We start from the raw sequence: 26,310 nt of genomic DNA, 5'->3' as shown, positions 1-26,310 counted from the left end.
GCTTTCACTGTGAATCACTGACATCCGTCCATCACCCATGTACCTCGGAATCGATTTAGGCACCTCGGGTGTCAAGCTCCTGCTGCTGGACGATGCGCACACTGTGGTCGCTACGGCAGATGCCGCCGTGCCCCAGCTGCGCCCCCAGCCCACCTGGAGCGAGCAGCACCCCGCCGACTGGTGGGCCGCCGTGGAGACTGCCGTGACGCAGTTGCACGCGCAGGCTCCCGCAGCGTGGGCGCAGGTGCGGGGCATCGGCCTCTCGGGCCACATGCACGGCGCGGTGGTACTGGGCGCGCAGGGCCAGGTGCTGCGCCCGGCCATCTTGTGGAACGACGGCCGTGCCAGCGCCGAATGTGCGCAGCTGGAATCGGCTGTGCCCACCTCGCGCCAGATCACCGGCAATCTCGCCATGCCCGGCTTCACCGCGCCCAAGCTGCTGTGGCTGCGCATCCACGAGCCCGCCGTGTTCGACCAGATCCGCACCGTGCTGCTGCCCAAGGACTGGCTGCGCCTGCAGCTCACCGGCGATGCAGTGAGCGACATGTCCGACGCATCGGGCACGCTGTGGCTGGACGTGCAGGCCCGCGCCTGGAGCCCGGCCATGTTGCAAGCCTGTGGGCTCGATGTTTCGCACATGCCGGCGCTGGCCGAGGGCAGTGCGCCCACCGGCACACTGCGCAGTAATGTGGCACGCCGCTGGGGGCTCGGTGACAGCATCGTCGTGGCTGCTGGCGCAGGCGACAACGCCGCCAGTGCCGTGGGTGTGGGCGCCCGCACTGCCGGGCAGGGCTTTGTGTCGCTGGGCACCTCGGGTGTGGTCTTTCGCGTGACGGACGCTTTTGCGCCTGCCACCGAGCGCGCCGTGCATGCCTTTGCCCATGCGCTGCCGCAGCGCTGGCACCACATGTCGGTCATGCTCAGTGCAGCGAGTGCGTTTGGCTGGGTCACCCGGCTCACGGGGCGTGGCGACGAGGCGCAACTGTCTGACGCCGTCAGCGTCCTCAGCACCACCCGCCGGGCGCAGGCGCCGCTGTTTTTGCCGTACCTGAGTGGCGAGCGCACGCCCCACAACAACGCGGCTGCCACCGGAGTGTTCATGGGCCTGCGGGCCGAGCACGAAGCGGTGGACCTGGCCTATGCCGTGATGGAAGGCGTGGGCTTTGGCCTGCTCGATGGCCTCAATGCCATGCGTGCCGCCGGGGCCGGGCAGGGTGGTGCAGCCCGCCGGGATGACGCAGCCCTGGCCTTGGTCGGTGGCGGTGCCCGCAGCAACCCCTGGGCGCAGCTCTTGGCCAGCGCGTTGGGCACCCCGCTGCAGCGCCCGCAGGGCGCGCACGCCGCAGCCGCCCTGGGGGCCGCGCGCCTGGCGGCCATGGCCTGCGGTGGTGACGAACCCCACTGGTGCCAGCCCCTGCCCGCTGACGCCACCTTCATGCCACAGCCCGCACAACACGCCCAGCTGGCCGAACGCTATGCCCGCTTTGTCGCGCTGTACCCCGCGCTGCAATCGCAGTTCTGACGCACTGTCTGCTTCCTTCCAAACGTCCATGACTTCCGCATCCACGATTTCCATCGGCACAGCGCCCATCCACGCCGCCATTGCCGGCGAGGCCCTCATCGACCTGATCCGCCGCACCGATGGCAGCTACCTGCCGTGCCTGGGCGGCGCGCTCTACAACCTGTGCCGCGCGCTGGCGCGACAGGGTGTGGGCACCCAGTACCTCAACCCCCTGTCGCGCGACCGTTTTGGGCGCGAACTGGCGACGCAACTGGTGGCTGACGGCGTGGTGCTGGCACAGCCCGAGCCCGTGCTGCAGGTCACCTCACTGGCCGTGGTCAACCTCGACGCACATGGCCACCCCGACTACGCCTTCTACCGCGAAGGCGTGGCCGACCGCGCCGTGTCCGCAGCAGGTCTGGGCGATAGCTGCGCCGCCTTGCCCGCGCTGCAGTTGGTGTGCACCGGCGCGCTGGCGCTCGACGCGCGTGACACTGCCATCTACCTGCCGTGGCTGGCCGCCCAGCGCGCCGCAGGCCGCTGTGTGGTGGTCGATGCCAATCTGCGCCCCTCCGTCATGCCCGACCTGGCGGCCTACCGCACCGCGGTGCACGCCGCGCTGGCCCACGCCCACATCATCAAGGCCAGCGATGAAGACCTGGAGCATCTGGCTGTGCCTGGTGTGGATCCCCTGGCCCGCGCACAGCACCTGCTGGCCGCCAACCCACAGGCCCATCTGCTGGCGCTCACGCTGGGCGCGGAAGGCGCCTGGCTGCTGCACCGGAACGGCGTGCAGCGTTTTGCCAGAGAGGCGCAGTCGTTGCAGGTGGTGGACACCGTGGGCGCGGGCGACAGCTTTTTGGCGGGGCTGCTGGCGCATCTGCTGCGGCAGGCGCAAACAGAAGGCGTGGTGAGTTTTGTGCAGTTCGTAGAAACGCTATCCGTCCGGGCCTGCCAGCAGGCACTGCGCCATGCGCTGGCCAGCGCGAGTTTGTGTGTGATGGAGCAGGGATGTGTTCCGCCGGGGTGGGAGGCTGCGAGTGAGTGGACACGGGTGCATCCAGCGCTTGTTAGCTAGCAGGCAGAGTCGGCGCTGCAAGTGGCGCATGGAGGCAAGAGATACGATGGAGCAACCATTTTCGGACGCCCTATGACGAACAGCTCCGTTTCTCTACAGACTTGTCCCACCGCTTTGCGAATCAGTCCCGTCGTGGCGTCCGCAGCGGAGGAAGCCTGCACCGTCATCCGCCAATCCATCACCTACTGCTGCGCCCTGGACCACCACCACGACACCACCATCCTCAACGCATGGCTGGCCAACAAGACCCCAGAGAACCTGGCCGCGTGGATCACTGCACCCGGTGCGATGGCATGGGCCGCTTATCGGGAAGAGGCGATGGTGGGTTTTGCCCTTTTGACGCGGGCCACGCTGGCGCTTTGCTATGTGGTGCCAGAGGCCTTGCATCAGGGGGTAGGCCACGCCCTGCTGCTTGAGGCTGAGGCCCACGCGCGGCAGTCAGGGCTGGCGGCACTCGGGCTGGAGAGCACGCGAACGGCGGAGGCTTTTTACCGCCGCAATGGCTATGAACCCGCAGGTGCAGTGCAGTCTTGGGCCGGGCTGCAGGCACAGCCGATGCGCAAGGTGTTCTGAAGGGGGCTCTCGGCCGCGTGGAACGCGATGCCCAGAGCCACGACCTCGCCGAGAGCCCTGTCCATCAGGGTTATGGCAGTTGTTGGAAGCGAGAATTCTAATAAAAAATGGCCCTGGCGCTTGATGTGTAAGCGCAATCAGCTATTGTTTTCATAGTAAATCTCGGCGTGGCCGGCAGGCGTTGATCAGAGTTCCTGCGAGTAGACGATGGACCCATGGTGCTTGGCCATCTTGTCGTACAGCAGTCGCGCGGTGGTATTGGTTTCGTAGGTTTGCCAATACACGCGCGATGCCTTGGCTGCCCGCGCTGCGCTGTACACGGCGTCGATGAGCGCACGCCCCACGCCCCGGCCCCGCGCGGCTTCGTTGGTGTACAGGTCGCTCAGGTAGCAGATGGGATCGATGCGTGTTGTGCTGCGGTGAAAAAGGTAGTGCGCAAGCCCGAGGATCTTGCCGCTCGCAGCGTCGTGCGCCACGAGGCAGAAGACGGGCTCTGCCGGGTCCAGCAAGCGCTGCCAGGTGGTTGCGTTGATGTGTTCGGGCAGCGCTGTGGCGCCAAAGCGGCCGTAGAACGCGTTGTAGCCGTCCCAGAGCGGGCGCCATGCGGCATAGTCTTCGGGCTGGACGGGGCGCACGGTCAAAGTGGAACTCATGGTCGGCCTGGCGGTGTTGCTGGAGCCCTGATTGTGCAGGTGGTGGAAAAGGATGGGTGTCAGTGCCAGCGCACCGCAAAGCACGGCTCCGGGGTCGTGACGGGCACCCAACAGCAGCGAACGCAAGGCCCTGTGGGGTTCTCGCGACGGCCTGGGCTGCGGTGCCGTGGGCGTGGCTACGATGTGCGCTCGTTGGCATCCCGTCTCCAACCTTCCACTGCCCGCCCATGAGCTATGTCCTGCACCTTTGGCGCCATCCGGTCCCTGTTTCCAGCGAGGATGCGCGAGCCACGCTGCACGACCTGCGCCAGCAACTGAGCTTCAGCCCCGATGCTGCGGCGGGACAGTTGCTGGAGGCCATCGCAGCCGGGCTGCCCCCGGAGGGAGCGCCGGAAGACTACTGGACCGAAATCCCGGAGCCAGACCCGTTTGCGCTGGTGCAAAGCCTGAGTCCCGCCGTGGCCGAACTGGAGGTGGTGCTGCCGGTGATCGAGCGCGTGGCCCGCCAGCTGGGGTGGGTGATTTTTGATCCGCAGAGCGGCGAGGTGCACACCCCTTCGGGGCAGGTGATGTGCCCCATGGGATCTGTTGCAGCCGTGGCGGATGTGCCTGTGCTCCCTGAGCTGAATACTTCGCCTTCGGCGCGCGGCCGCTGGGTGCTGCAATCGCTGGAGCCCCTGTTCACCCAACGGGGCTGGCGCAAGCTGCGGGGCGAATTCTGGTTCAAGAAAAAGCTGCCTGTGGGCGAGGCGCTGGTGTACTCGGACATGGTGCGGGACACCTTGCACCACGGCGTGTGGATACGCCTTGCATTGCCCTCCCACCTGCAGCCCGCTCTTAACAGCGATGGCGGGCCGGCCTTCAAGGTGTCCTTGCAGCACTTCGCGCAGATGCACAGGCTGCCCTTTACTTATCTGGAGCCACCGGCACTGTTCCAAAAACAGGCGGGAGGGGTGATCTACGAGTTGCCCATGGGCACCGCTGACAGTGCTGCCACGCGCCGGGATGAGCTGGCGGCGCTGTACGACAGGGCCGTGCTGGACTGGCTGGACCAGTTGCACAGCCTGGAGGATCTGGACAGATGGGCCAACCGCGTGCCGGATGAGGAATGCCCCTTCGTGGGCCTGCGCCAACGCAGCGACTACCGCTTGCTGAACTACCACCCCGATCTGCTGGTGGCGGCTGCAGTCAACGCCCCTGACTTTGAGCAACGCGCCCTGGAGCGCTATGCAACGTACGAGGCCGACGCATTTGGCAGGGGGCTGCTGCCCCAGATGCACGAGCTGCTGGCCGTGTGCGGCTTGCACGTCTCGCGCTGATCCTATGTTTGCGCAGACCGTGCGGCGTTAGACCTTCAGTACCCGCCCCGGGTTCATGATTCCCTGCGGGTCCAGCGCCTGCTTGATGGCGCGCATCATGCCCATGGCCACAGGCGACTGGTACTTCTCAAGCTTGTCGGCCTTGAGTTCGCCAATGCCGTGCTCGGCCGAGAATGAACCGCCGAACTCGGCCACGGCCTCATAGACGAGGTGGTTCACATGGGCTTCGTGCTCGCGCAGAAAGGCCTTGGGGTCGCCCTCGGCGGGCGCCTGCACGTTGTAGTGCAGGTTGCCGTCGCCCAGGTGGCCGAAGTTGACCAGGCGCACGCCGGGGATCTCGCGCTGCAGCACCGCGTCGGTGTGGGCCACAAAGGCGGGGATGCGCGAGATCTGCACCGATATGTCGTGCTTGATGTTCAGGCCTTCCTCGGCCTGCGCGAGCGGAATGCTCTCGCGGATGTGCCAGAGCTGGTGGGCCTGCGTGAGGTTCTCTGCCACCACGGCGTCGGTCACGCAGCCCATTTCAAACGCGGTCTCCAGCAGCGACTCAAACCGTGCACGCGCGTGTTCTTCGGATTCGCTGTCGGAGTTTTCCAGCAGCACGCACCAGGGCGCGTTGTCGTCGCCCAGAAAGGGCACGCGCAGCTGCGGCATGTGCTTGCCCACCAGGCTCAGCGCAAACTGGCCCATCACCTCAAAGCCCGTAAGGCCCGCCCCCAGCTGCTTGTGCGCCAGGCCCAGCAAGGCCACGGCGTGTTCCATCGACGGCACGGCGGCCCAGGCCGTGAGGTTGGCGGCGGGCTGGGGGTAGAGCTTCATCGTCGCAGCGGTGATGATGCCCAGCGTGCCTTCGCTGCCGATGAACAGGTCGCGCAGGTCGTAGCCCGTGTTGTCCTTGCGCAGGCCCTTGAGGCCGTCCCACACGTCTCCCTGGGCGGTGACCACCTCAAGCCCCAGGCACAGGTCGCGCGCGTTGCCGTAGCGCACCACCTGTGTGCCGCCTGCGTTGGTGCCCAGATTGCCGCCAATGGTGCAGCTGCCCTCGGCCGCGAGGCTCAGGGGGAACAGTACGCCCGCGTTCTGCGCCACATCCTGCAGGTTCTGCAGGATGCAGCCAGCTTCCACCGTCATGGTGAGGTTGTCGGTATCCACGCTGCGCACCGCGTTCATGCGGGTGAGGCTCAGCACGATCTGCGTGCCCGAGTCGTCGGGCGTGGAGCCCACGGCCAGGCCAGTGTTGCCGCCCTGGGGCACGATGGCGGTGCCTGCTGCTGCGCAGGCCTTGACCACGGCCGCCACTTCCTGCGTGCTGGCGGGACGCACCACGGCCAGGGCCTTGCCGCGCACGCGACGGCGCCAGTCCTGCTCCCAGGCAGTGAGGTCGCCTTCGGTGATCACATGGGCGGGGCCGACGATGGCGCGCAGGGTGTCAAGCAGAGTGGTCATGGTCAAGGAGTTTCTTCTTCAAGGCGATGAAAAGAGGAGGTTGGCATCAGGATGCAGCAGAGGCGGCTGCAGCCGCCTTGGCATTGCGCTGGCGCAGCCGCACATGCAGCGTGCAGGCGGTGAACAACACGAGGCACAGGGCCACCTCGGCCCAGGCCAGCCACTGCGACGGGGGCTTGTCGCTCCAGCCGCGCACCACGCCTTCGGTGAAATACAGCCAGATCACCAGGCTGACCCAGCGGTAGGTGTACATGCGGTTCTTGAGAATGCCCGCCAGCGGGATGCACAGCGGAAGCGCCTTGAGTGCGAGCCATGAGCCACTAGGGCGCAACGGGGCCAGCACCAGCTCCCAGGCCAGGCACAGAACAATCAGCGCCAGCAGGCTGCCGGTGGCCAGCCAGCGCGTGGATTCCACAGCGCTGTCTGCGGGAACGGGGAGGGCGGGCGGGGCAGAAGGGGATGCAGTCATTGGGGTGGCATCATATCGGCCATGTCCTTGTCCTTACAGGCAGTGGCCCAGCGCGCGGAGGCGCTGGTGACCGAGCTGTCGCACTTCCCCTGGAAAACCACGGCCCAGACGCTGCGTGAGCGATTTCGTGAGGACCATCTGGGGCTCACGGCCAGCAGCCTGACCTTCACCACCATCCTGGCGCTGGTGCCCTTCTTCACCGTGGCACTGGCCGTGTTCACGGCCTTCCCCATCTTCGGCAAGCTGCAGGATGCGCTGCAGGGCTGGCTGGTGAACAGCCTGGTGCCCGACAGCATCTCGCGACAGGTGCTGGGCTACCTCACGCAGTTTGCGGCCAAGGCCAGCAGCCTGGGGGTGGCAGGTTTCAGCATTTTGTTGGCCACGGCGCTGGCGCTGATCCTCACCATCGACCGCACCCTTAACGACATCTGGCGCGTGCAGCGGCTGCGGCCGCTGGGCCAGCGGGTGCTGATCTACTGGGCCGCCATCACACTCGGCCCGCTGCTCATGGGGGCGAGCCTGGCGCTCACGTCGTACGTGATGTCGGCCTCGGGCGGGCTGGTCAAGCGCCTGCCCGATGGTGTGCAGCTGCTGTTCGATTCGATCCAGTTTGTGGTGCTGGCGGGGGGCATGGCGTCGCTGTACCACTATGTACCCAACACGCCGGTGAAGTGGCGGCACGCCTGGACGGGTGGGCTGTTCGTGGCCGTGTGCATCGAGCTGGCCAAGAAGGTGCTGGCGCTGTACCTCGGCAAGGTGCCAACGTATTCGGTGGTGTACGGTGCATTCGCCACGCTGCCCATTTTGCTGGTGTGGATCTATGTGGCCTGGGTCATCGTGCTGCTGGGCGCGGTGGTTACGGCCTACCTGCCCAGCTTGCTGGCAGGTGTGGCGCGGCGCGGCACCGTGGCGGGCTGGACGTTTCAACTGGCAGTGGAGGTGCTGCAGCAGCTGCACCGCGTGCGCCACCAGCCCCTCAAAGGCCTGCGCCCCGGCCAGCTCGCCCAGTTGCTGCGGGTGGACGTGCTGCAGCTGGCCCCGGTGCTCGAGGCGCTGACCGCGCTGGACTGGGTGGGCCAGGTCAACGATGCGGCGGTGGACGCTGCGGACGTGCCCGAGCCGCGCTATGTGCTGCTGGCCAACCCGGGCGCGACACCCCTGGCGCCGCTGGTGCAGCGCCTGCTGCTGGAGCGCGCCGAGAGCCTGCAGCCGCTGTGGTCACAGGCCCGGCTGGACGGGTTGCTGCTGGAGGATGTGCTGCAGGTGGGCGCAGGCGCTGACCCCGACCTGGGCGCGCAGCGGGCCGTGCCCATGTAAGCTATCGAAAATATAGCTGCTTGCGCTTGCTGGATAAGCGCTATGGCCTGTTTTTACTTGAATTTATCGCCGTGACAGCTGTGGCGAATCACCGCTTCAGAACGGCACCTTCCCCGTCCAGATGTCCTTGTACATCACCCAGTCGCCCATGAAGCTGTAGAGCGGCCGCTTGAAGCTGGCGGGTTTGTTCTTCTCAAAGCCGAAATGACCCACCCAGGCAAAGCCGTAGCCGCACAGCAGGCCATACAGCAGGTACTGCGGTTTGCCCGTGACCACCAGCATGGCCAGGCAGACCAGGGTGAGCGTGGAGCCCACAAAATGCAGGCGGCGGCAAGTGCGGTTGCTGTGTTCGCCGAGGTAAAAGGGGTAGAACTCGGCGAAACGCTTGAAGGTGCGCGGGTCGGTAGTCGTGGTGTGGGGGGCACTGATGTCCATCGTTGTCTCCTTGGGGGTGGGGCTACCTGATGCCAAACGCTTTATACGCCCAAGCCCTTGAAAATGCAGTGCCACTGTGGACATGAGATGCCGTGGGCTGTCGTTGAACAGGTTCTGTCACCATCGCCAGGATGACTTCCACGGAATCCACAACCACCCCGTCCTTCGCTGCCCCCGCAGGGGGCCGCGAACACGCCATCGACGCGCTGCGCGGCTTTGCGCTGCTGGGCATCCTCATGGTCAATGCGGGCAGCTTTGCCTCCACCTACTTTGGCGTGGGGGTGTCTGACCCGGCCTTCTCGCGGCCGGTGGACCACGCCGTGCGCTGGCTGGTGAGCTTCTTCTTCGAGACCAAGTTCTATCTGCTGTTCTCGATGCTGTTTGGCTACAGTTTTGCACTGCAGATGGACGCTGCCCAGCGCACCGGCAGCGCTTTTGTTCCGCGTTTTCTGCGGCGCCTGCTGGGGCTCTTGCTGCTGGGGCTGGTGCATGCGTGGCTGCTGTTTGCGGGCGACATCCTGGTCACCTATGCGCTGCTGGGCCTGCTGCTGCTCGCATGGCGGGACGTGCGTCCGGGCACGGCAGTGGTGCTGGCACTGGTGCTGCTGGGTGCCACTGCCGCTGGCTGGGGCCTGTTGGCCTGGCTGGTGGCGCAGGTGCCGCCGATGGACTTGCCCCTGGCAGAGCTGCACGCCAAGGCGCAGCAAGCCGCGCAAGCGTATCGCGCCAGTGCCCTGGAGGCCATTGCGCAGCGCGGGCGGGACATGGCCGAGGGCGTGTGGTTTGTGCTGGTGTTCGTGCAGGGCCCGTGTGCGCTGGCCATGTTCCTGTTGGGGCTGGCGGCGCACCGCACCGGCTATCTGGCCACTGTGGCGCAGCACCCCGCGCGACTGCGCCGCTGGATGGTGTGCTGCCTGCCGGTCGGTGTGGCGGGTGCGTTGTTCTATGCCTCTACGCAGGGAGGCGGCAGCGCTCACTCGCCCGAGCATGTGGGTCTGGCTGCACTGGCAGTGGATTTGGCCACCGCACCGTTTCTCACTTTCGGCTATGTCGCGCTGCTGCTGTGGTTGCTGCAGCGCGGCCCTGCCGGCCGCCGGCTGGGCGCTGCGCTGCAACCAGCGGGGCGCATGGCACTGACGAACTACCTGCTGCAGTCGCTGGTGGGGGCGCTGGTCTTTACGGCCTACGGCCTGGCGCTGGTGGGCCAGGTGTCGCCGGGATGGGTGGTGCTGGGCGCGCTGGTGCTGTACGCCAGCCAGCTGGCGTGGAGCCACCGCTGGATGGCCACGCATGCCTATGGTCCGGTGGAATGGCTGCTGCGTGCTTTCACGCAGTGGCAGTGGCCCGCATGGCGGCGCGTCCCGGCCTGACTGCAGGCCGGGACGCGTGCGGAGCGCTGCTCAGCGGGCCAGAAAGTCGCGCAGCGCGAACAGCGTTTCTTCCGGCGCCTCGGTCATCTGGTTGTGGCCCACCGGCAGGTTGGCCATCGACACGGATTTGCCTGCTGCGCGTGCCGCATTCACCAGGCCCTGCGCGGCTCTGGGCGGTGCCATCTGGTCCTGGCTGCCTAGCGCAAACAGCACCGGGCATGTCAGCTGCGCCATGGCGGCTTCGCCGCCGGTGTAGCTATCGCAGGCCACAAACCCCCGGTGGAACACGTTGACCGCCGTATTGCTGCGCAGCACCTTGCGCCCCAGCGCCATGCCCGCGCCAAACACCCAGGTGCCTGGGCCCAGGGCCGATGGGGGCGCAGACAAGGTGCTGCGCGAGAACACGTTGACCATGCGCATCGCCTTCTCGGGGTCGGTCTGTGACGCTTCGATGAGTGCGGGCGAGACCTTCATCGGGAACGCCGTGCCCACCAGCACCAGGTGACTGATGCGGTCCTTCAGGCGCGCGGCCGCCTCCATGGCAATGAGTGAACCCCAGCTGTGGCCCACCAGCGCTGCGCGCTGCACACCGGCGGCATCGAGCAGCGCACCGATGAAGTCCGCGCCTTGCTCCACCGTGGCGGGCGCCTCGCCACTGCTGCGGCAGTGGCCGGGCAGGTCGATGGCCAGCACGTTCCAGCCGTGGTTGGCCATGTAGCGGCTTTGCAGGGCCCACACGCTGTGGTCGTTGAGCACGCCATGGATGAACACCACGGTCGGTTTGGCGGCATCAAATGCCTTGCTGCCGGTGTAGCAGTAGATGGCGGCGCCGTTGACTTGGATGTGCATGGTCAGGCCCCCGCCTTTTCTGCGGCTTTGAGCGCGCGTTTCAGGTCGTCAATGAGGTCGTCGGCATCTTCGAGGCCGATGGACAGGCGGATCGTGCCCTGGCTGATGCCTGCGCCCGCCAGCGCTTCGTCGCTCATGCGGAAATGCGTGGTGCTGGCCGGGTGGATCACCAAGCTGCGGCAGTCGCCCACATTGGCCAGGTGGCTGAAGACCTTGAGGGTTTCGATGAACTTCTTGCCCTGCTCGCGGTTGCCCTTGAGGTCAAAGCTGAACACCGAGCCCGCGCCACGCGGCAGCAGCTTTTGCGCGAGGGCGTGGCTCCCGTGCGACTCCAGCATGGGGTGGCCCACGCGCGACACAAAGGGCTGTGTGGCCAGAAATTCGACCACCTTCTCGGTGTTGCGCATGTGCTGCGCCATGCGCAGCGGCAGGGTTTCAATGCCTTGCAGGATGAGCCAGGCCGTGTGCGGGCTCATGCAGGCGCCAAAGTCGCGCAAGCCCTCGCGGCGCGCGCGCAGCAGAAAGGCGCCCACGGTGCTCTCCTCGGTGAACACCATGTTGTGAAAGCCGTCGTAGGGCTGGGTCAGCTCGGCAAACTTGCCGGCGGATTTTGGGCCGTCCCAGTCGAAGCTGCCGCCGTCGACCACGATGCCACCCACCACGGTGCCATGGCCTGAGAGGAACTTGGTGGCCGAGTGGTAGACCAGATCGGCGCCATGCTCGAACGGCTTGATGAGCCAGGGCGAGGTGAGGGTGGAGTCCACCAGCAGTGGCACGCCGGCCTCGTGCGCGATGGAGGATACGGTGGGAATGTCCAGCACATCCAGGCCGGGGTTGCCCACGGTCTCGCCAAAAAACAGCTTGGTGTTGGGGCGTACGGCAGCGCGCCAGCCGTCGATGTCGCCGGGCTTCACAAACGTGGTCTCGATGCCGAAGCGCGAGAGCGTGTAGTGCAGCAGGTTCTGCGAGCCGCCATACAGCGCCGTGCTGGCCACGATGTGGCTGCCCGCGCCCATGAGTGTGGCAATCGCCAGGTGCAGCGCGGCCTGGCCGCTGGCGGTGGCAATCGCGCCGACGCCGCCTTCCAGTGCTGCCACGCGCTGTTCCAGCACCGCGTTGGTGGGGTTGCTGATGCGGCTGTACACATGGCCGCCGCGCTCCAGGTTGAACAGCGAAGCCGCGTGGTCGCTCGACTCGAAGACGAACGACGTGGTCAGGTGGATGGGCGTGGCGCGCGCGCCAGTGGCGGGGTCGGGGCTCGCGCCTGCGTGCAGCGCCAGCGTGTCAAAGCCGGGGTCGGAGTAACCGGGCATCTTGTGTCTCCCATGTTGTCAATGCAGGCGGGCATTGTGGGCTATATTTGCCGACAAACGGCCTGCAGCACCTGGGCAACCCCAGCGGATGTGCTGGTGCCTGTGGGTCCACACATACTCTTCCCGATCCCCCGGAGACTCTGCACCATGAAAGTCAGCGACATCCTTCGCGTCAAAGGCAACACCCTCTACACCGCATCGCCGGACGAGCCGCTGGCGAGTGCCGTGAGCCTGATGGCCGAGCGCGACATTGGCTCGCTGGTGGTGATGGAGCATGGCGACCTGGTGGGCATGCTCACCTTTCGCGAGGTGATCCAGGCCTTGGTCAAAAACGGGGGCAGCGTGGGCACGATGCTGGTGCGCTCGGCCATGGACGACGCGCCCCTGACCTGCACGCTCGAAACCGACATGGACGAAGTGCGCCGCATGATGCTGGACCGCCATGCGCGCTACATGCCCGTGATGGACCGCCGCATGCTGATGGGCGTGATCAGCTTTTACGACGTGGCCAAGGCCGTCGTGGACAGCCAGAACTTCGAGAACAAGATGCTCAAGGCCTACATCCGCGACTGGCCGGAAGACGAGTCCCGCAGCGGCTGAACGCTGCGACGTCTGCGACACCGAGCGCTGTTCTCAACTCACGCCCCGCGCAGGCGCGCAAAGCCAGGCTTCCAGTTCATCTGGTGGCATGGGCCTGCCGAACAGATAGCCCTGCATCACAGGGCAACCGTGGGCCTGTAGCCATTGCTGCTGGCCTGTAGTTTCCACCCCTTCGGCCACCACCACCATGCCCAGGCTGTGGGCAATGCTGAGCACCGATACCGTGAGCGCGCGTGCGGTGGGGCTGGTGGTGAGGTCCTGCACAAACGCCATGTCCAGCTTGAGTTCGCTGATGGGCAGGCGGTGCAGGTAGCTCAGGCTGGAGTAGCCAGTGCCAAAGTCATCGAGCGACAGCTTAAAGCCCTTGTGGTGCAGCGCCTCGATGTTGGCCAGCGTTACCGGCCGTGCATCCATCATCACGCTTTCGGTGATCTCCAGCAGCACATCGTTGGTGCGCAGGCCGTGGCGCTCCAGCGCGTCGCAGACCTGCTGCGCAAACTCTGCCTGGTGAAAACTGCGTCCTGACAGGTTCACGGCCACGCAGGGCACGCTGTGGCCAGCCGCACGCCAGGCCGACAGCTGCGCACAGGCTTCGTCCAGCAGCCACAAGGTCAGTTCGTGAATGAGGCCGGCCTCTTCGGCCACTGGGATGAACCGGCTGGGGGGCACCATGCCCCATTCGGGATGTTGCCAGCGCGCCAGCGCTTCCACACCGTGCAGGGTGCCAGGCGCACTGCTGAGCACCTGGGGTTGGTAGTGCAGGCTCAGGCTGCGGTCGGCCAGCGCCTGGCGCAAGGCGCGTTCCAGGGCGGCGCGCTCCTGTGCGCGCCGGTTCATTTCGGCGCTGAACAATTGCAGGCTGTGCCTGTGGTCGCTTTTGGCCTGGACCATGGCTTGGTCAGCGTGGCGAAGCAGCGTGTCGATCGCATCGCCATCGTCCGGAAACATCGCAATGCCAATGCTGGCGTGGCAGACATGGGCTTGCCCGTGGAGGTCCATGGGGCGGGCCATCTCTTGCAGGATGCTCTGGGCCATCTGCACGACTTGCCCGGTGCTGCACTCGGACAACAGCAGCACGAATTCATCACCCGCCAGCCGGCCGATCAGATCGCGCGCGCGCAGGCACTGCGTGAGTCGCTTGGCCACTTCGCACAACAGCGCGTCGCCTGCGGCATGGCCCAGGGTGTCGTTGACCTGCTTGAAGCGGTCCAGGTCGATGAAAAGCACCGCACCAGGGTGGTCTTCCTGCCGCAGGCTGGCCAGCGCACGCTCCGCACTGCTGCGGAACATGGCGCGGTTGGGCAGGCCTGTGAGTTCATCAAAAAATGCGAGCTGGTGAATGCGCTGGCGTGTGGCGTTGCGTTCAATGGCCAGCGCACACAAGTGCAGGCATACGTCCACCAGCCGATGGTGCAGCGCGTCCGGCGCGCGCGGCTCCCGAAAATAAAAGGCAAAGGTGCCAATCACCTTGCCTGCGTGGTCACAGATCGGGCTGGACCAGCAGGCTCGCATGCCGCTGGGCTCAAACAGGGTGCGGTAGTCGGCCCACAAGGGGTCGGTGGTGATGTCGGTGACCACAACAGGCGCCCGCCGGAAGGCCGCAGTGCCACACGATCCGACACAAGGGCCGATGGGAACCCCGTCCAGCGCCTGGCAGATGGCGGGGGGCAGCCCGGGCGCTGCCAGCGGGTGCAGCAGGCCCAGCTCGTCCACGGACAGGATGGAGGCCGTGACTTCGGGGGCAATGCGTTCCACTTCGCGGCACACCAGAGCCATCAGGTCGGCGAGCGGCAATTCGTTGACCATGCCCTCCAGCACGCGCTTTTGAAGCACCTCGTGCATCTTGGTGAGTGTGATGTCGGTCAGCACCGTGATGCTGCCCCCCGGTCCGCCGGAGGCCTCGTTCGAGGCATTGATCATCATCGACACCCAGCGTGGCTGGCCAGCCTTGCTGTACAGCAGCGTCTCTATATGAAAGCCCCCTTGCTGGTCGATGCCATCACGGATTTCGCTCAGCAGCCCGGGGTCGGAGTGTGGGCCCAGCAGCACGTCGCTGAGGTATTTGCCCAGCACCTCCGCAGGGCTGAACCCAAACAGGCGGGTGAATCCTTCATTCACATACACCACGTGCCGGGTGCTGTTGCTCATCACGATGGCGTTGTCGCTGGCATCCAGTGCCCTGCGCAACGGGGCATCGGCCAAAGGGGCTGGCGGCAGGATGCCGTGGTGGGAAGGAGGGCCGGAAGTGTGCGGGGCTGAAACGGGCATGGATGTCCCAAAGATCGTCCATGGATGCTAGCAAGTGCGCGCCGCACTGCCAAGCGCGTTTGTGGCAAGTATTCATCTGAACCCCATGTTGTGCCTCTCATTCTTGGGTGGGGCGTGCTCTGTGGTGGGGTCCAGCGACGGCGGCGCACGCCGCTCTGGGATAATCCCGCCCCATGAGCGGCAACACCTTCGGAACCCTATTCGCAGTCACCAATTTTGGTGAATCCCACGGCCCGGCCATTGGCTGCGTGATCGACGGTTGTCCGCCCGGCATGCCGCTGTCCGAGGCCGACATCCAGGCCGACCTGGACCGGCGCCGCCCTGGCACCAGCCGCCACGTCACGCAGCGCAACGAGCCCGATGCGGTGGAAATCCTCTCCGGCGTGTATGAGGGCAAGACCACAGGCACGCCCATCGCCCTGCTGATCCGCAACACCGACCAGCGCAGCAAGGATTACAGCAACATCGCCGAGAGCTTTCGCCCCGGCCATGCCGACTACACCTACTGGCACAAGTACGGCATCCGCGACCCGCGTGGCGGTGGCAGGTCATCGGCCCGGCTGACGGCCCCGACGGTGGCTGCGGGCGCGGTGGCCAAGAAGTGGCTGGCCCAGCAATACGGTGCACAGTTTCGCGCCTGCATGACGCAGCTGGGCGAGCTGGCCATCCCGTTCGAGAGCTGGGAGCATGTGCGCAGCAACCCCTTCTTCGCCCCCGTGGCCGATGTGCAGCAGTACGAGGACTACATGGATGCCCTGCGCAAGGCCGGTGATTCGTGCGGTGCCCGCATCCGCGTGCAGGCCACCGGCGTGCCGGTGGGCCTGGGTGAGCCGCTGTACGACAAGCTTGATGCCGACATTGCCCACGCCATGATGGGCCTCAATGCTGTCAAGGGCGTGGAAATCGGCGCTGGGTTTGCCAGCGTGGCCCATCGGGGCACCATGCACGGTGATTCGATGACGCCCCAGGGCTTTCGCACCAACAACGCCGGTGGTGTGCTGGGCGGCATCAGCACCGGGCAGGACCTAGAGGTGAGCATTGCGATCAAACCCACCAGTTCCATCATCAGCCCGCGTGAATCGATCGATGTGCATGGCAACAGCACCGAGGTCATCACCAAGGGCCGCCATGACCCCTGCGTGGGCATCCGCGCCGCACCGATTGCCGAGGCACTGCTGGCACTGGTAGTCATGGACCACGCCCTGCGCCATCGCGCGCAGTGTGGCGACGTGGTGCCCCCGGTGCCGCCCATCCAGGCATCGTTCCTGTAACGGGCGCGCTGCGCTGCGGGTAGAGCACGGGCTTTCGGTGCTGGTGACGCAGAGGGCGTGCAGCGATGCGCGCCCTTTTTTCTTGGATTGAATGAGGTAGTCCATGCGCAGCTTGTTGGCACAGGGTTTCATGGGATCGCAGCGAGGTCGCCGCAAGGTCGCACTCGCGATGGTGGCCACACTGGGGGCGCTGCTGGCGGGCTGCGGCACGGCTTTGCCAACTGGCGATGGGCGAACCCCTCAGCACATCGACATCACGCTCATTGGCTTCAATGACCTGCACGGCAACCTGGAGCCGCCGCGCATGGCGCATACCGTCCAGACTGCGGTGGGGCCGGTCTCGGTGCCTGCCGGGGGCATGGCTTATTTCGCCAGCGCCATTGCGGCGCTCAAGGCCCGGGGACAGCACCACGCTGTGGTTTCGGCGGGGGACATGGTGGGTGCATCGCCGCTGCTGTCGTCACTGTTCCTGGATGAGCCCACCATCGAGGCGGTCAACGCCATGCAGATCGACTTCAATGCCGTGGGCAACCATGAGTTCGACCGGGGCTGGCGCGAACTGCTGCGCCTGCAGCACGGCGGCTGCGAGAAGTTCACCGCGCGCCAGCCCTGCCAGATCAGCCAGCCCTTCGTTGGGGCGCGGTTCGGCTTCCTGGCCGCCAACACCGTGCGCACCGAGGATGGGCGCACGCTGCTGCCTGCCACCGGCATCAAGCGATTTACCGAAGGTGGGGTGACCGTCACCCTGGGCGTGATCGGCCTCACGCTGCAGGCCACGCCCACCATGGTCAGCCCTTCGGGTGTGGCGGGCCTGCGCTTTGAGGACGAAGCGGCCACGGCCAACGCGCTGATTCCGCTGCTGCGGGCCCAGGGCGCCGATGTGATCGCCGTGGTCATCCACGAGGGCGGCGGCACCACAGCCGGAGTGCAGGAGACCAGCTGCGCGGGCCTCTCGGGCGACATCGTGCCCATCCTGGAGCGGCTGGACCCGGCCGTGGACGTGGTGGTCTCGGGCCACACGCACCAGGCCTATGTTTGCGACTACGGCCGCGTGAACCCGGCCAAGCCCTTTCTGCTGACCAGCGCGGGCCAGTACGGCACGCTGCTCACGGACATCCAGTTGCGGGTGGACACGCGCACCCGCCGCGTGGTGCACAAAGCCGCGCGCAATGTCATCGTGCAGGGCGAGGCGTTCACGGGCAGCCAGGGGCACGTGCCCCTGACCTCCGCCGTGCCGTCCTTTGCGGCGGATCCGCAGGTGCAGAAAGTCATCGACACCTACCGCGCGGCTGCCGTGCCGCTGGCCCAGCGCCCCGTGGGGCAGGCCGCTGGCGCCCTCCGGCGCACACCGGCCCCGTCGCTCGAAAGCGCGCTGGGCAATCTGGTTGCCGATGCCCAGCTCCACGCCATGCGTGCACCGGAGCAGGGTGGGGCGCAGCTATCTTTGATGAATCCGGGTGGCCTGCGCGCTGATCTGGTGCCCGATGAACAAGGGCTGGTGCGCTATGGCCAGCTCTATGCGGTGCAGCCCTTCGGCAACCAGTTGGTCGTCAAGACCTTCACGGGCGCGCAGATCAAGGCGGCGCTAGAGCAGCAGTTCGCCAGCGGCAGCAACACCGTGCAGCGGCCCCGGGTGCTGCTGGTGTCCGCAGGATTTTCGTACCGCTATGACCTCTCCCAGCCAGTGGGTGCGCGTATTAGCCACATGGTGCTGAACGGTACCCCGCTGCGCGACGATGCGCAGGTGCGCGTGGTGATGAGCAGCTACCTCGACAGCGGCGGGGACAACTTCACCGTGCTGGCCGAAGGCCGCGACCGCCTGGTGGGCGGGCTGGACCTGGATGCGCTGGAGGCTTACTTCCGCGCCCACAGCCCGGTGCCGGTGCCCGCCACGGACCGCATCACGCGCGGGGCCCGCTGAGGCGCTTGCTGGTTCTTAGCTGCGCCCCGGGCGCATTGCCGCCAGCCAGCGCAGCGGGTTGAATCCTGTCACCAGCCCGGTGGCCACCAGCACCAGCGCTCCGCCCCACACCATCCCGGGGCCCAAGGCCTCGCCCAGAAAGATGTGGCCCCAGGCCACACCGAACAGCGGGATCATGAAGGCCGAACTCATTGCTGCCACGGGCGAGACATGTTTGAGCACCCGCAGGTTGAGCCAGTAGGCCAGGCCCGAGGTCACGATGCCCATCACGGCCACCGCAGCCAGTGCCCCCGGTGTGAAACGGGCCTCGGGCAAGCTCCACGCAGCGCCCGGAAGCAGCAACACCAGTGCGGCGGCGTGGATGCCTGCGGCAATCGACAACGGGGACATTCGCGTCGTGGCGCGCTTCATCCACGTCGTAGAGATGCCATAGCAGGCTGACGCTGCCACACAGGCCGCCGCTGCCATCAGCAAGGCAGGCGTGGGCTCCACGGGCCCCAGCTGCACGATCAGCGCCACCCCCGCAAAGCCGCAGACGCAACCCAGCCACTTGCGCGTGCTCAGTGTGTCCTCCTTCATCCACGCGGCGGCAATCACGCCAAAGGGCACGGCCATGGTGTTGAGCAGTGAGCTGTAGCCGGCGGGCAGGTGCAAGGCCGCCCAGGCATACAGCAGAAAAGGCAGTGCGACGGTGAGCGTGCCCAGCCCGAACAGCTCGCGCCAATGGCGCCACGGCCAGGGTTCGTTGGCGACCCGCATGATGCCCATCAGCGTCAACGTGGCCAGGCCAATGCGCAGCGCAGCCATCACGTTGGGCCCGAGCACGGGGCTGGCAATGCGGATGAAAAGAAAGGAGGCGCCCCACAGGGCGGACAGCAGCACCAGCTGCAGGAAGTGGCGGGTTTTCACCGGGCGCATTGTGGAGTACAGGCGACTCGCGCGCTGGCTCGCACCAAGCCAGTTTTCAAGCCAAATTGGCGTCTAGCGCTTGTCCAGAAAGCGTGCGCAGCTATTAATTTTGGAGCATGCTGCGGTGTAGCACGCGCGACAGCGATCGCCCGCTCAGGTCCACATGTATCGCCCGTGGATGTGGTTGCTATAATATTTTATAGCTGCTGGCGCTTGTGTGATAAGCGCTGGAGACCAAAAGTGCCTGAGATCATCCGGCCCTGTAGCCAGCACCGGTGCAGACAGCAATACGGAGGCTGCTACTTGCGCACTTCGTCAACCATGGCGCGGAAGTCGTCGATGTCTTCAAAGCTGCGGTACACGCTGGCAAAGCGGATGTAGGCCACCTTGTCGAGCTTCTTGAGCTCGCGCATCACCAGCTCACCAATGCGGCTGGAGATCACCTCGCGCTGCCCCAGGTTGAGCAGCTTTTCCTCGATCCGCTCGATGGCGCTGTCGATCTGGTCGGTGCTCACGGGGCGCTTGCGCAAAGCCAGGTTGAACGAGGCGAGCAGCTTGCCCCGGTCGTATTCAATGCGGCGCCCGTCCTTCTTGACGATGGCCGGGAAGTTCACTTCCGGCCGCTCGTAGGTGGTAAAGCGCTTGTCGCACGCGCCGCACTGGCGGCGGCGGCGGATGAAGACCCCATCCTCAGACACCCGCGTTTCAACGACTTGCGTCTCGAGGTGGCTGCAGAAGGGGCACTTCATGGTTTTCGGCTGTGGATTTAGCCGTAGACGGGGAAGCGGGCGGTCAGGGCATTGACCTTGGCGCGCACCGCAGCGATGTTGGCTTCGTCGCGCGGGTTGTCCAGCACGTCGGCGATCAGATTGGCCGTGATGCGGGCCTCTTCTTCCTTGAAGCCGCGCGTGGTCATGGCAGGGGTGCCAATGCGCACGCCGCTGGTCACCATCGGCTTTTCAGGGTCGTTGGGGATCGCGTTCTTGTTGATGGTCATGTGGGCGGCGCCCAGCACGGCCTCGGCTTCCTTGCCGGTGATGCCCTTGGCGCGCAGGTCGACCAGCATCACGTGGCTTTGCGTGCCGCCGCTCACGATGCGCAGGCCGCGTGCGGTCAGCGTCTCTGCCAGCACCTTGGCGTTCTTGGCTACTTGTTCCTGGTAGGCCTTGAACTCGGGTTGCAGTGCTTCCTTGAAGGCCACGGCCTTGGCGGCGATCACGTGCATCAGCGGGCCGCCTTGCAGGCCGGGGAAGATGGCGCTGTTGATAGCCTTTTCGTGCTGGGCCTTCATCAGGATGATGCCGCCACGGGGGCCGCGCAGGCTCTTGTGCGTGGTGGAGGTGACCACGTCGGCGTGGGGCACGGGGTTGGGGTACACGCCAGCTGCGATCAAGCCAGCGTAGTGGGCCATGTCCACCATGAAGATCGCACCCACGTCCTTGGCCACCTTGGCAAAGCGCGCAAAGTCGATGTGCAGGCTGTAGGCCGATGCACCGGCGATGATGAGCTTGGGCTTGGTCTCGTGGGCCTTCTTTTCCATCGCTTCATAGTCGATGGCTTCGTTGGCGTCCAGGCCGTAGGAGACCACGTTGAACCACTTGCCCGACATGTTCAGCGGCATGCCATGTGTCAGGTGGCCGCCTTCGGCCAGGCTCATGCCCATGATGGTGTCGCCGGGCTTCAGGAAGGCCAGGAACACCGCCTCGTTGGCAGAGGCGCCGCAGTGGGGCTGCACGTTGGCGGCTTCGGCGCCGAAGATCTGCTTGACGCGGTCGATGGCCAGTTGCTCGGCCACGTCCACATGCTCGCAGCCACCGTAGTAGCGCTTGCCGGGGTAGCCTTCGGCGTATTTGTTGGTCAGCTGCGTGCCCTGCGCCCACATCACGGCGGGGGAGGCATAGTTCTCGCTGGCGATCAGCTCGATGTGGTGCTCTTGCCGGGCGTTTTCAGCCTGGATGGCGGCAAACAGTTCGGGGTCGGTTTGTTCGACAAGAATATTGCGGTCGTACATGATTGGCAGTCCTATGAACTTGTGTCCCTTGAAACAAGGGCTGCCCAGGCGAACGGCTGAACGCAGAAGGGATAAACCCCGTGCGGCACGCTTCCCAGTGGTTCACAAGAGGCAGGCCCTTGTCGGTTTCCACGTCAGCGGCAGCACCCTGTGTTGGATGCCGCGCCTATCGCCAGTCGCGTACCTCGCTAGTGTAGCTGACGTGACGCGCGCAAAGGTGCCAGGGAAATGGGAGGCGGTGTGTCCGAGGGATGTTTCTACCCCCAGGGGCTCGCGAACCTTGTCAGAGCCCGGAGAGCAGGGCCACTTTGTCACCGCTGGCGGCAGGCGTTGCGGGCGGTGCGGCCACCGGGATGACCTGTGCGGGAGCCTGGGTGGAGAGGTTGGGTGGTGGCGTGGTGGGCATGGCCCGGCCACCGGCGACCTGGCGCAGCCGGAAATGCTCGGCCATCACCTTGGCCGCATAGCCGCCATCGTCGGCAAGATTGCCTGCGCCGACATAAAAGCGCAGCCCGCCCTCCACCGAACCGGCGCGCGCAATGCACTCCTGCAGAACCTTCACGCCCACACGCAGATTGCTCACGGGGTCAAAGGCAGCAAAGTGCCCGCCAAAGTTCTGGTACTTGTCGGTGTGCACATTGGTCATCACCTGCATCAGCCCCTGGGCGCCAACGGCGCTTTGTGCAAATGGGTTGAAGCTCGACTCGATGGCCATGATGGCAAGGATCAGCGTCGGGTCGATCTTGGACTTTGCGCCAATTTCATAGGCCTCGGCCACCAGCACGCTCAGCGGCTCAGGGGCGACACGGTACTTCTTGCTGAGCCAGAAGGCGACGGCAGCCTGCTCTTTGGGCAGGTCCTTGGGGTTGCCCGCCGTGGCGCGCTCACTGGCTTCTGGTTCGATGGGCATGCCAAGCACTTCCACTTGGCGGGCCTGCAGCCAGTTCATCAACTGTGCTTCACCAGCCTGGCGCAAGTCCGGGCGGGCCGTGAGGGTGATCACGACGAAGGCGACAGCCAGGCCGATGAGGGCAAAGCTGTTGTGGGTGATTTCAAGAAAACCTTCGGTCACGTCGGCCACGAAGGTCCGCACGCCGGAGACTATTTTTCCTGACGCTGTCATAGCTCTTCCTTTCTGAGGCGCCACAGTGAGCCGGGCAGTCGTCGGGGACTGTCTCGTCTCGGCGGATCGCCTGGATTGGTACGCCATCAAGTGAGGCCGCACGTCTTTGGTGTGCTTGGGGCCTGCTTTGACTTAGCCGGGTTCGGCAGCGAGGTTGGGGTTTTTACTAGCCCGTTTTGGGGCTGGCGGATTCTAGAAGTTCACTAAATGCTTAGTCAATACTAACATTTTGATTTTTAAGATCATTAAGTTATGAAAAGTATGTAAAAAATCACAGGTTTTAGGGGGTGTGCGCCGACCTGGGGCTTGGGACTTCGCGAGCTGTTGTTACGTGCGTATGTCAAATTCAATCGCCGGTCTTTTTGCCATTGAGAATCCAGTTTGAGTTGCGGCGGCGCCTTTGGTAAGGTTGTGCTGCCTGTAGATTTCAGGCATCGCCAGACGAAGCCAAGTCTCCCTCCGAGGGCATTCAGTGTCCTGGTGCAGCAGATGCGGCCTCTACGGCAAACCCCTGGAGGCAATACCTTGCCTCCTCGCCATGTGGACCTTCATCTCCGCATCGCGACCGATGGCAAAGACCGTTGTGTCAGCCGTCAAGCCCGGCAGGCAGGCCTTGAGGCCCTGTCTGCCGGGCTTTCTTGTTTGTGGCGTGGCGTGCTTTTGGGCTCTTGGCCCTTATATATAGATAATGGGGGCTGTTCCCTAGAGCGGCGGCACCCTTGCAGGGCCGCAGCATGTCAGCCCGTCTGGCAAAGCCTTGTGCCAGATCACCCCTCAGGGCTTGGCACACCGCCAAGCTGCGGCCTGTTTGCCAAACCCGGTGAAAATAGCCGCTTTGTTGCCCTGGCGCGCGTGCAGCGCAGTTGCCGGGGCAGGCCTTCAGGCAGTGCGCCCGGGGCCGCCTTTGTTATCCATTGGATCCATGTTTCCATTTTTTTCCCGCAGCAAAATGTCCGACGCACCTGAAGTGAATCCGGCCCCGGCCAAAACCCATGAGCCGCATCCGCTTGATGCGCTGACCGGTGGCGCTTTTTCTGCCGCTACCTCAGGCGAGCGCGCCTCCCGCATTCGTGACTGGCTGGCTACCCAGCCAGACCACGAGCAGTTGCAGGAGGTTTTCAAAGAGTTGAGCGGGCGTGACAAGGGCGCCGCGCGCGCGGTGCGTGAGCGCCTCGATGAAATCCGCCGCGCCAAGGGCCAGGAGGTCATTGCCGCCGAGTGGGCTGAAAAAGCGCAGGTGCTGCTTGCAGCCCCTAAGCTCAACATTGCCGATGCCCTGGCATGGCAGCGTGATGCCGCCAAGGCGGGCGCACCGCTGTCCCGCGAGCCCTTGTCTGTGCTCAAGGTACAGGTCGCGGATCGCGTGAAGGTGATCGAGGATCTGCAGCACCGCGTTCAGGTGCAGCGTGAGGCGGCTGTGCTGCTGGCCCAGCGCATCGAAGTGCTTTCCACCAAGTCCTGGCGTGACGCTCAGGCGGCGTTGGAGCTGTTGCGTGCCGATGTGGCCCGCTGGCAGGAACAGGCGCAGGAGTTGACTGGCGATGCCAGTTGGGCCAGTGTGGAGGCACGTTTCCCCCCCTTGCTCGATGCGTCGCGCACCCAGCTGCTGGTGGTGTGGGAGGCATTCCAGCCCGCACTGGCCCAGGCTGTAGCGGCCGCCGAAGATGTCAATGCACCGCTGCCGCCAGTGCCCGTCTGGGCGGATGAGCTGCGTACCGCGCGCGGCCAGCCCACGGAGGCTGCTGCTGCCGCTGCGGCCGCCAAGCCTGCGCGTGTTGCCAAGCCCAAAGTCGCGCCGGAAGTGATTGAAAAGGCCGCGCAAAGCGTGCGGGAAGCCTTGGCGGTCCTCGAAAAGGAAACTGCCGAGGGCCATGGGAAGGCCAGTGCCGGGGCTGCAGCCGCGCTGCGCGCCGTGCTCAAGGTGCATGGCAAACACATCGATAGCACCCTGGAGCAGCAGGTGCATACGGCCCTGGTGGCGGCTGGTGAGCTGGAAGGCTGGCAACGCTGGAGCGCAGACCAGGTGCGCGAAGACCTGGTGGCCAAGGCTGAGGCCTTGCTCAACCGCCCTGAGGGCCAGGCCCTGGGCGGCCGCAAGATGCAGGAAACCCTGCGCAACCTGCGCGAGCAGTGGAAACAGGCAGACCAGGGCGGGGCTCCCAACCACAGCCTGTGGAAGAAATTCGACGAAGCCTGCAACGCTGCGCACAAGGTGGTGGAGGCGTGGCTTGACAAGATCCGCACCGAAGCCGCTGAGCACAAAGCCCAACGTCTGGCGCTGATCGAAGAGGTCAAGGCGTGGGCGCAGGAACATGCCAACTCTGGCGACTGGAAAGCCATCAACCGTGCCCTCCACCAGTTTGGTGATCGCTGGCGCGAAGGCGGCCATGTGGGCGAGAAGCTGTTTGCGGAACTGCAACCCCTTTGGAAGCAGGCGATTTCCATGGCAGCTGCTCCCCTGGAAGCTGCACAGAAGGAAAGCCTGGCCCGCCGTCATGCAATGATTGATGAGGCCATGGCCCTTGGTGCGGCCCCCACTTTGCGCATCGATGCGGTCAAGGCGCTGCAGCAGCGCTGGCAGGCTGAGGCGCAAACCGTGCCCTTGGACCGCAAGCACGAGCAGAAGCTGTGGGATGCGTTTCGCAAACCCATCGATGAAGCCTTCAACCGCAAGTCGGCAGACCGCGAGCGCGCGGTGACCGAATTGAGCGCACGTGATCGCGTGGTGCTGGAGGCTTCGAAGGCCCTGGAGGCTGCCAATGCCAGCGGTGATGCGCAGCAGATTCGCGCGGCCATGCAGGCGCTGGAAGCTGCACTGCGCGGTCAGGCCCAGGCGGCAGAAGCTGTGGCCACGGCGCAAAAGGATGCTCAGGCGCATTCAGAGGCGCAGGCAGGCGCTCTCCCGGTTGCTACCGAGGGTGGCGCCGGTGAATCTGCCGAAACCCCCGATGGTGGTGAAGTTGCCGAGGTTGCCACTCCAGCGCCCGCAGCACCTAAGCCTGCTGCCCGGCCTGTGGTGGCAGTGCGCGGTGACGACCGCCCCGGCATGAAGAAGGATGCGCCTGCGGCCCCTGGCCGTGGTGCGCGTCCAGGCGACCGCCGCGATGGTCGTCCGGGTGATCGCGATGGCGCCCGTGGCCCGCGTGGCGATGGCCGCATGGGCGACCGTGCTGACCGTGGCGGCCGTTTTGGCGAGCGCCCAGCGTTCGAGGACCGCGGCCCCCGCCTGGGTGACACCGCGTTCCGCGCCCAGCGCGAAGCCATGGAGCATGCCCAGCTGGCCTTGAAGAAGCTGGCGGCTCAGGCCCACGGAGAGGCGCTGACCCAGTTGTTGACGGCCTGGGAGAAGCGCGATGCAGCGCTGGTGCCCGGCACGCAAGATCTGGGTTCGGGTGTGACGGCATCGGTGCGCAGCGCCTGGACGCAAGCGCTGACGGCTGCCCCCAAGGGTGATGCGGCAGAAGCGCTGCTGCGCCTGGAGATGGCGGCTGAGGCTCCCACGCCGGCGGAGCACATCGCTGCCCGTCGCATGCTGCAGTTGCAGCTGCTGACGCGCCGCAATGATCCTGCGCCTGCACAGACCTGGGGGCAGGATGTGGCGCGCGTGCTGGCCAGCTCCAGCGATGCAGGCAGCGCACGCCGTTTGCAGAACGTGCTGAAAACACTGCTGCGCAAGTGATGTGATGTGACGGGTGGGCATGTGCACTGCGGTGTGTGTGTGCTCACAGCGCTTACCGCAACACGCAAGACGAGATCGCTGGTGGTCTCGTTTTTCTTTGGCGGCCAGAAAACAAAAAAGCCGTTGCAACTGCAACGGCTTTTTATGTGTTTGGTGCCCAGGAGAGGACTCGAACCTCCACGATGTTACTCGCTAGTACCTGAAA

General features: G+C 65.5%; 21 protein-coding genes and 1 riboswitch. Of the genes, 10 read left to right on the top strand and 11 right to left on the bottom strand.

What is annotated here, in order from left to right; translation table 11 throughout:
* Positions 1 to 37 precede the first annotated feature (37 nt).
* The 3 genes from xylB (at position 38) to ACODS0_RS25855 (ending at position 3,152) form a co-directional block, all read left to right on the top strand.
* Entirely contained in the window at positions 38 to 1,522 is a 1,485-nt protein-coding gene (gene xylB, locus ACODS0_RS25865; protein ID WP_488838037.1) for a xylulokinase, read from the top strand.
* A 28-nt stretch (positions 1,523 to 1,550) separates the two neighbouring features.
* The gene (locus tag ACODS0_RS25860) at positions 1,551 to 2,579 is read left to right on the top strand and encodes a PfkB family carbohydrate kinase (RefSeq protein ID WP_488838035.1); all 1,029 of its coding nucleotides are present in this window, start codon (positions 1,551 to 1,553) and stop codon (positions 2,577 to 2,579) included.
* 132 nt (positions 2,580 to 2,711) lie between these two features.
* Complete coding sequence (locus ACODS0_RS25855; protein WP_488838033.1) at positions 2,712 to 3,152, top strand: GNAT family N-acetyltransferase; 441 nt, start codon at positions 2,712 to 2,714, stop codon at positions 3,150 to 3,152.
* A 185-nt stretch (positions 3,153 to 3,337) separates the two neighbouring features.
* On the opposite strand, the gene ACODS0_RS25850 is transcribed toward ACODS0_RS25855, so the two are convergent.
* Positions 3,338 to 3,805 carry a GNAT family N-acetyltransferase gene (locus ACODS0_RS25850; RefSeq protein WP_488838031.1) on the bottom strand — a complete coding sequence of 156 codons (468 nt, stop codon included), beginning with the start codon at positions 3,803 to 3,805 and terminating at the stop codon, positions 3,338 to 3,340.
* 227 nt (positions 3,806 to 4,032) lie between these two features.
* Here ACODS0_RS25850 and ACODS0_RS25845 point away from each other — a divergent pair, with 227 nt between their 5' ends.
* Complete coding sequence (locus tag ACODS0_RS25845) at positions 4,033 to 5,124, top strand: hypothetical protein (RefSeq protein ID WP_488838029.1); 1,092 nt, start codon at positions 4,033 to 4,035, stop codon at positions 5,122 to 5,124.
* Between the two features lie 27 nt (positions 5,125 to 5,151).
* Here ACODS0_RS25845 and ACODS0_RS25840 read toward each other — a convergent pair whose 3' ends face one another.
* Positions 5,152 to 6,570 carry an FAD-binding oxidoreductase gene (locus ACODS0_RS25840; protein ID WP_488838027.1) on the bottom strand — a complete coding sequence of 473 codons (1,419 nt, stop codon included), beginning with the start codon at positions 6,568 to 6,570 and terminating at the stop codon, positions 5,152 to 5,154.
* Positions 6,571 to 6,616: 46 nt separating this feature from the next.
* Positions 6,617 to 7,039: a DUF2069 domain-containing protein gene (locus tag ACODS0_RS25835; protein ID WP_488838025.1), complete on the bottom strand. Its 423-nt coding sequence runs from the start codon at positions 7,037 to 7,039 to the stop codon at positions 6,617 to 6,619.
* 21 nt (positions 7,040 to 7,060) lie between these two features.
* On the opposite strand from ACODS0_RS25835, the gene ACODS0_RS25830 reads away from it, so the two are divergent.
* On the top strand, positions 7,061 to 8,356 hold the full coding sequence (locus tag ACODS0_RS25830; protein WP_488838023.1) for a YihY family inner membrane protein: 1,296 nt from the start codon (positions 7,061 to 7,063) through the stop codon (positions 8,354 to 8,356).
* Between the two features lie 96 nt (positions 8,357 to 8,452).
* Here the strand turns inward: ACODS0_RS25830 and ACODS0_RS25825 are convergent, their stop codons facing one another.
* Positions 8,453 to 8,791 carry an Mpo1-like protein gene (locus ACODS0_RS25825; protein WP_121505948.1) on the bottom strand — a complete coding sequence of 113 codons (339 nt, stop codon included), beginning with the start codon at positions 8,789 to 8,791 and terminating at the stop codon, positions 8,453 to 8,455.
* 131 nt (positions 8,792 to 8,922) lie between these two features.
* On the opposite strand from ACODS0_RS25825, the gene ACODS0_RS25820 reads away from it, so the two are divergent.
* Entirely contained in the window at positions 8,923 to 10,161 is a 1,239-nt protein-coding gene (locus ACODS0_RS25820; RefSeq protein WP_488838021.1) for a DUF418 domain-containing protein, read from the top strand.
* Between the two features lie 30 nt (positions 10,162 to 10,191).
* Here the strand turns inward: ACODS0_RS25820 and ACODS0_RS25815 are convergent, their stop codons facing one another.
* Positions 10,192 to 11,010, bottom strand: coding sequence for an alpha/beta fold hydrolase (locus tag ACODS0_RS25815; protein ID WP_488838019.1), 819 nt, complete (start codon positions 11,008 to 11,010; stop codon positions 10,192 to 10,194).
* 2 nt (positions 11,011 to 11,012) lie between these two features.
* Complete coding sequence (locus ACODS0_RS25810; RefSeq protein ID WP_487260588.1) at positions 11,013 to 12,323, bottom strand: O-acetylhomoserine aminocarboxypropyltransferase; 1,311 nt, start codon at positions 12,321 to 12,323, stop codon at positions 11,013 to 11,015.
* A gap of 147 nt (positions 12,324 to 12,470) precedes the next feature.
* Between ACODS0_RS25810 and ACODS0_RS25805 the strand changes: the two genes are divergently transcribed.
* Entirely contained in the window at positions 12,471 to 12,923 is a 453-nt protein-coding gene (locus ACODS0_RS25805; RefSeq protein WP_487255379.1) for a CBS domain-containing protein, read from the top strand.
* 33 nt (positions 12,924 to 12,956) lie between these two features.
* Here the strand turns inward: ACODS0_RS25805 and ACODS0_RS25800 are convergent, their stop codons facing one another.
* Complete coding sequence (locus tag ACODS0_RS25800) at positions 12,957 to 15,191, bottom strand: sensor domain-containing protein (RefSeq protein ID WP_488838016.1); 2,235 nt, start codon at positions 15,189 to 15,191, stop codon at positions 12,957 to 12,959.
* 173 nt (positions 15,192 to 15,364) lie between these two features.
* Between ACODS0_RS25800 and aroC the strand changes: the two genes are divergently transcribed.
* Both aroC and ACODS0_RS25790 read left to right on the top strand, forming a co-directional pair.
* On the top strand, positions 15,365 to 16,462 hold the full coding sequence (gene aroC, locus ACODS0_RS25795; protein ID WP_055394766.1) for a chorismate synthase: 1,098 nt from the start codon (positions 15,365 to 15,367) through the stop codon (positions 16,460 to 16,462).
* 169 nt (positions 16,463 to 16,631) lie between these two features.
* Positions 16,632 to 18,383 carry a bifunctional metallophosphatase/5'-nucleotidase gene (locus ACODS0_RS25790; protein WP_488838067.1) on the top strand — a complete coding sequence of 584 codons (1,752 nt, stop codon included), beginning with the start codon at positions 16,632 to 16,634 and terminating at the stop codon, positions 18,381 to 18,383.
* Between the two features lie 15 nt (positions 18,384 to 18,398).
* On the opposite strand, the gene ACODS0_RS25785 is transcribed toward ACODS0_RS25790, so the two are convergent.
* From ACODS0_RS25785 to ACODS0_RS25770, 4 genes are all read right to left on the bottom strand, one after another.
* Complete coding sequence (locus ACODS0_RS25785) at positions 18,399 to 19,301, bottom strand: DMT family transporter (RefSeq protein WP_121505954.1); 903 nt, start codon at positions 19,299 to 19,301, stop codon at positions 18,399 to 18,401.
* 290 nt (positions 19,302 to 19,591) lie between these two features.
* Positions 19,592 to 20,041, bottom strand: a complete 450-nt coding sequence (gene nrdR, locus ACODS0_RS25780; RefSeq protein WP_055394770.1) for a transcriptional regulator NrdR — start codon at positions 20,039 to 20,041, stop codon at positions 19,592 to 19,594.
* A 17-nt stretch (positions 20,042 to 20,058) separates the two neighbouring features.
* Positions 20,059 to 21,303, bottom strand: coding sequence for a serine hydroxymethyltransferase (gene glyA, locus ACODS0_RS25775; RefSeq protein WP_488838013.1), 1,245 nt, complete (start codon positions 21,301 to 21,303; stop codon positions 20,059 to 20,061).
* A 35-nt stretch (positions 21,304 to 21,338) separates the two neighbouring features.
* Positions 21,339 to 21,493: riboswitch (ZMP/ZTP riboswitch) on the bottom strand.
* 93 nt (positions 21,494 to 21,586) lie between these two features.
* Positions 21,587 to 22,426, bottom strand: a complete 840-nt coding sequence (locus ACODS0_RS25770; protein ID WP_055394774.1) for a lytic transglycosylase domain-containing protein — start codon at positions 22,424 to 22,426, stop codon at positions 21,587 to 21,589.
* Between the two features lie 922 nt (positions 22,427 to 23,348).
* Here ACODS0_RS25770 and ACODS0_RS25765 point away from each other — a divergent pair.
* Positions 23,349 to 26,105 carry a DUF349 domain-containing protein gene (locus ACODS0_RS25765; RefSeq protein WP_121505956.1) on the top strand — a complete coding sequence of 919 codons (2,757 nt, stop codon included), beginning with the start codon at positions 23,349 to 23,351 and terminating at the stop codon, positions 26,103 to 26,105.
* The last annotated feature ends 205 nt before the right edge of the window (positions 26,106 to 26,310 follow it).

It is taken from the genome of Acidovorax sp. FG60 (assembly GCF_057808995.1).
The sequence above is the reverse complement of the archived record's forward strand: the minus strand, read 5'-3'. Positions and strand labels throughout refer to the sequence as shown.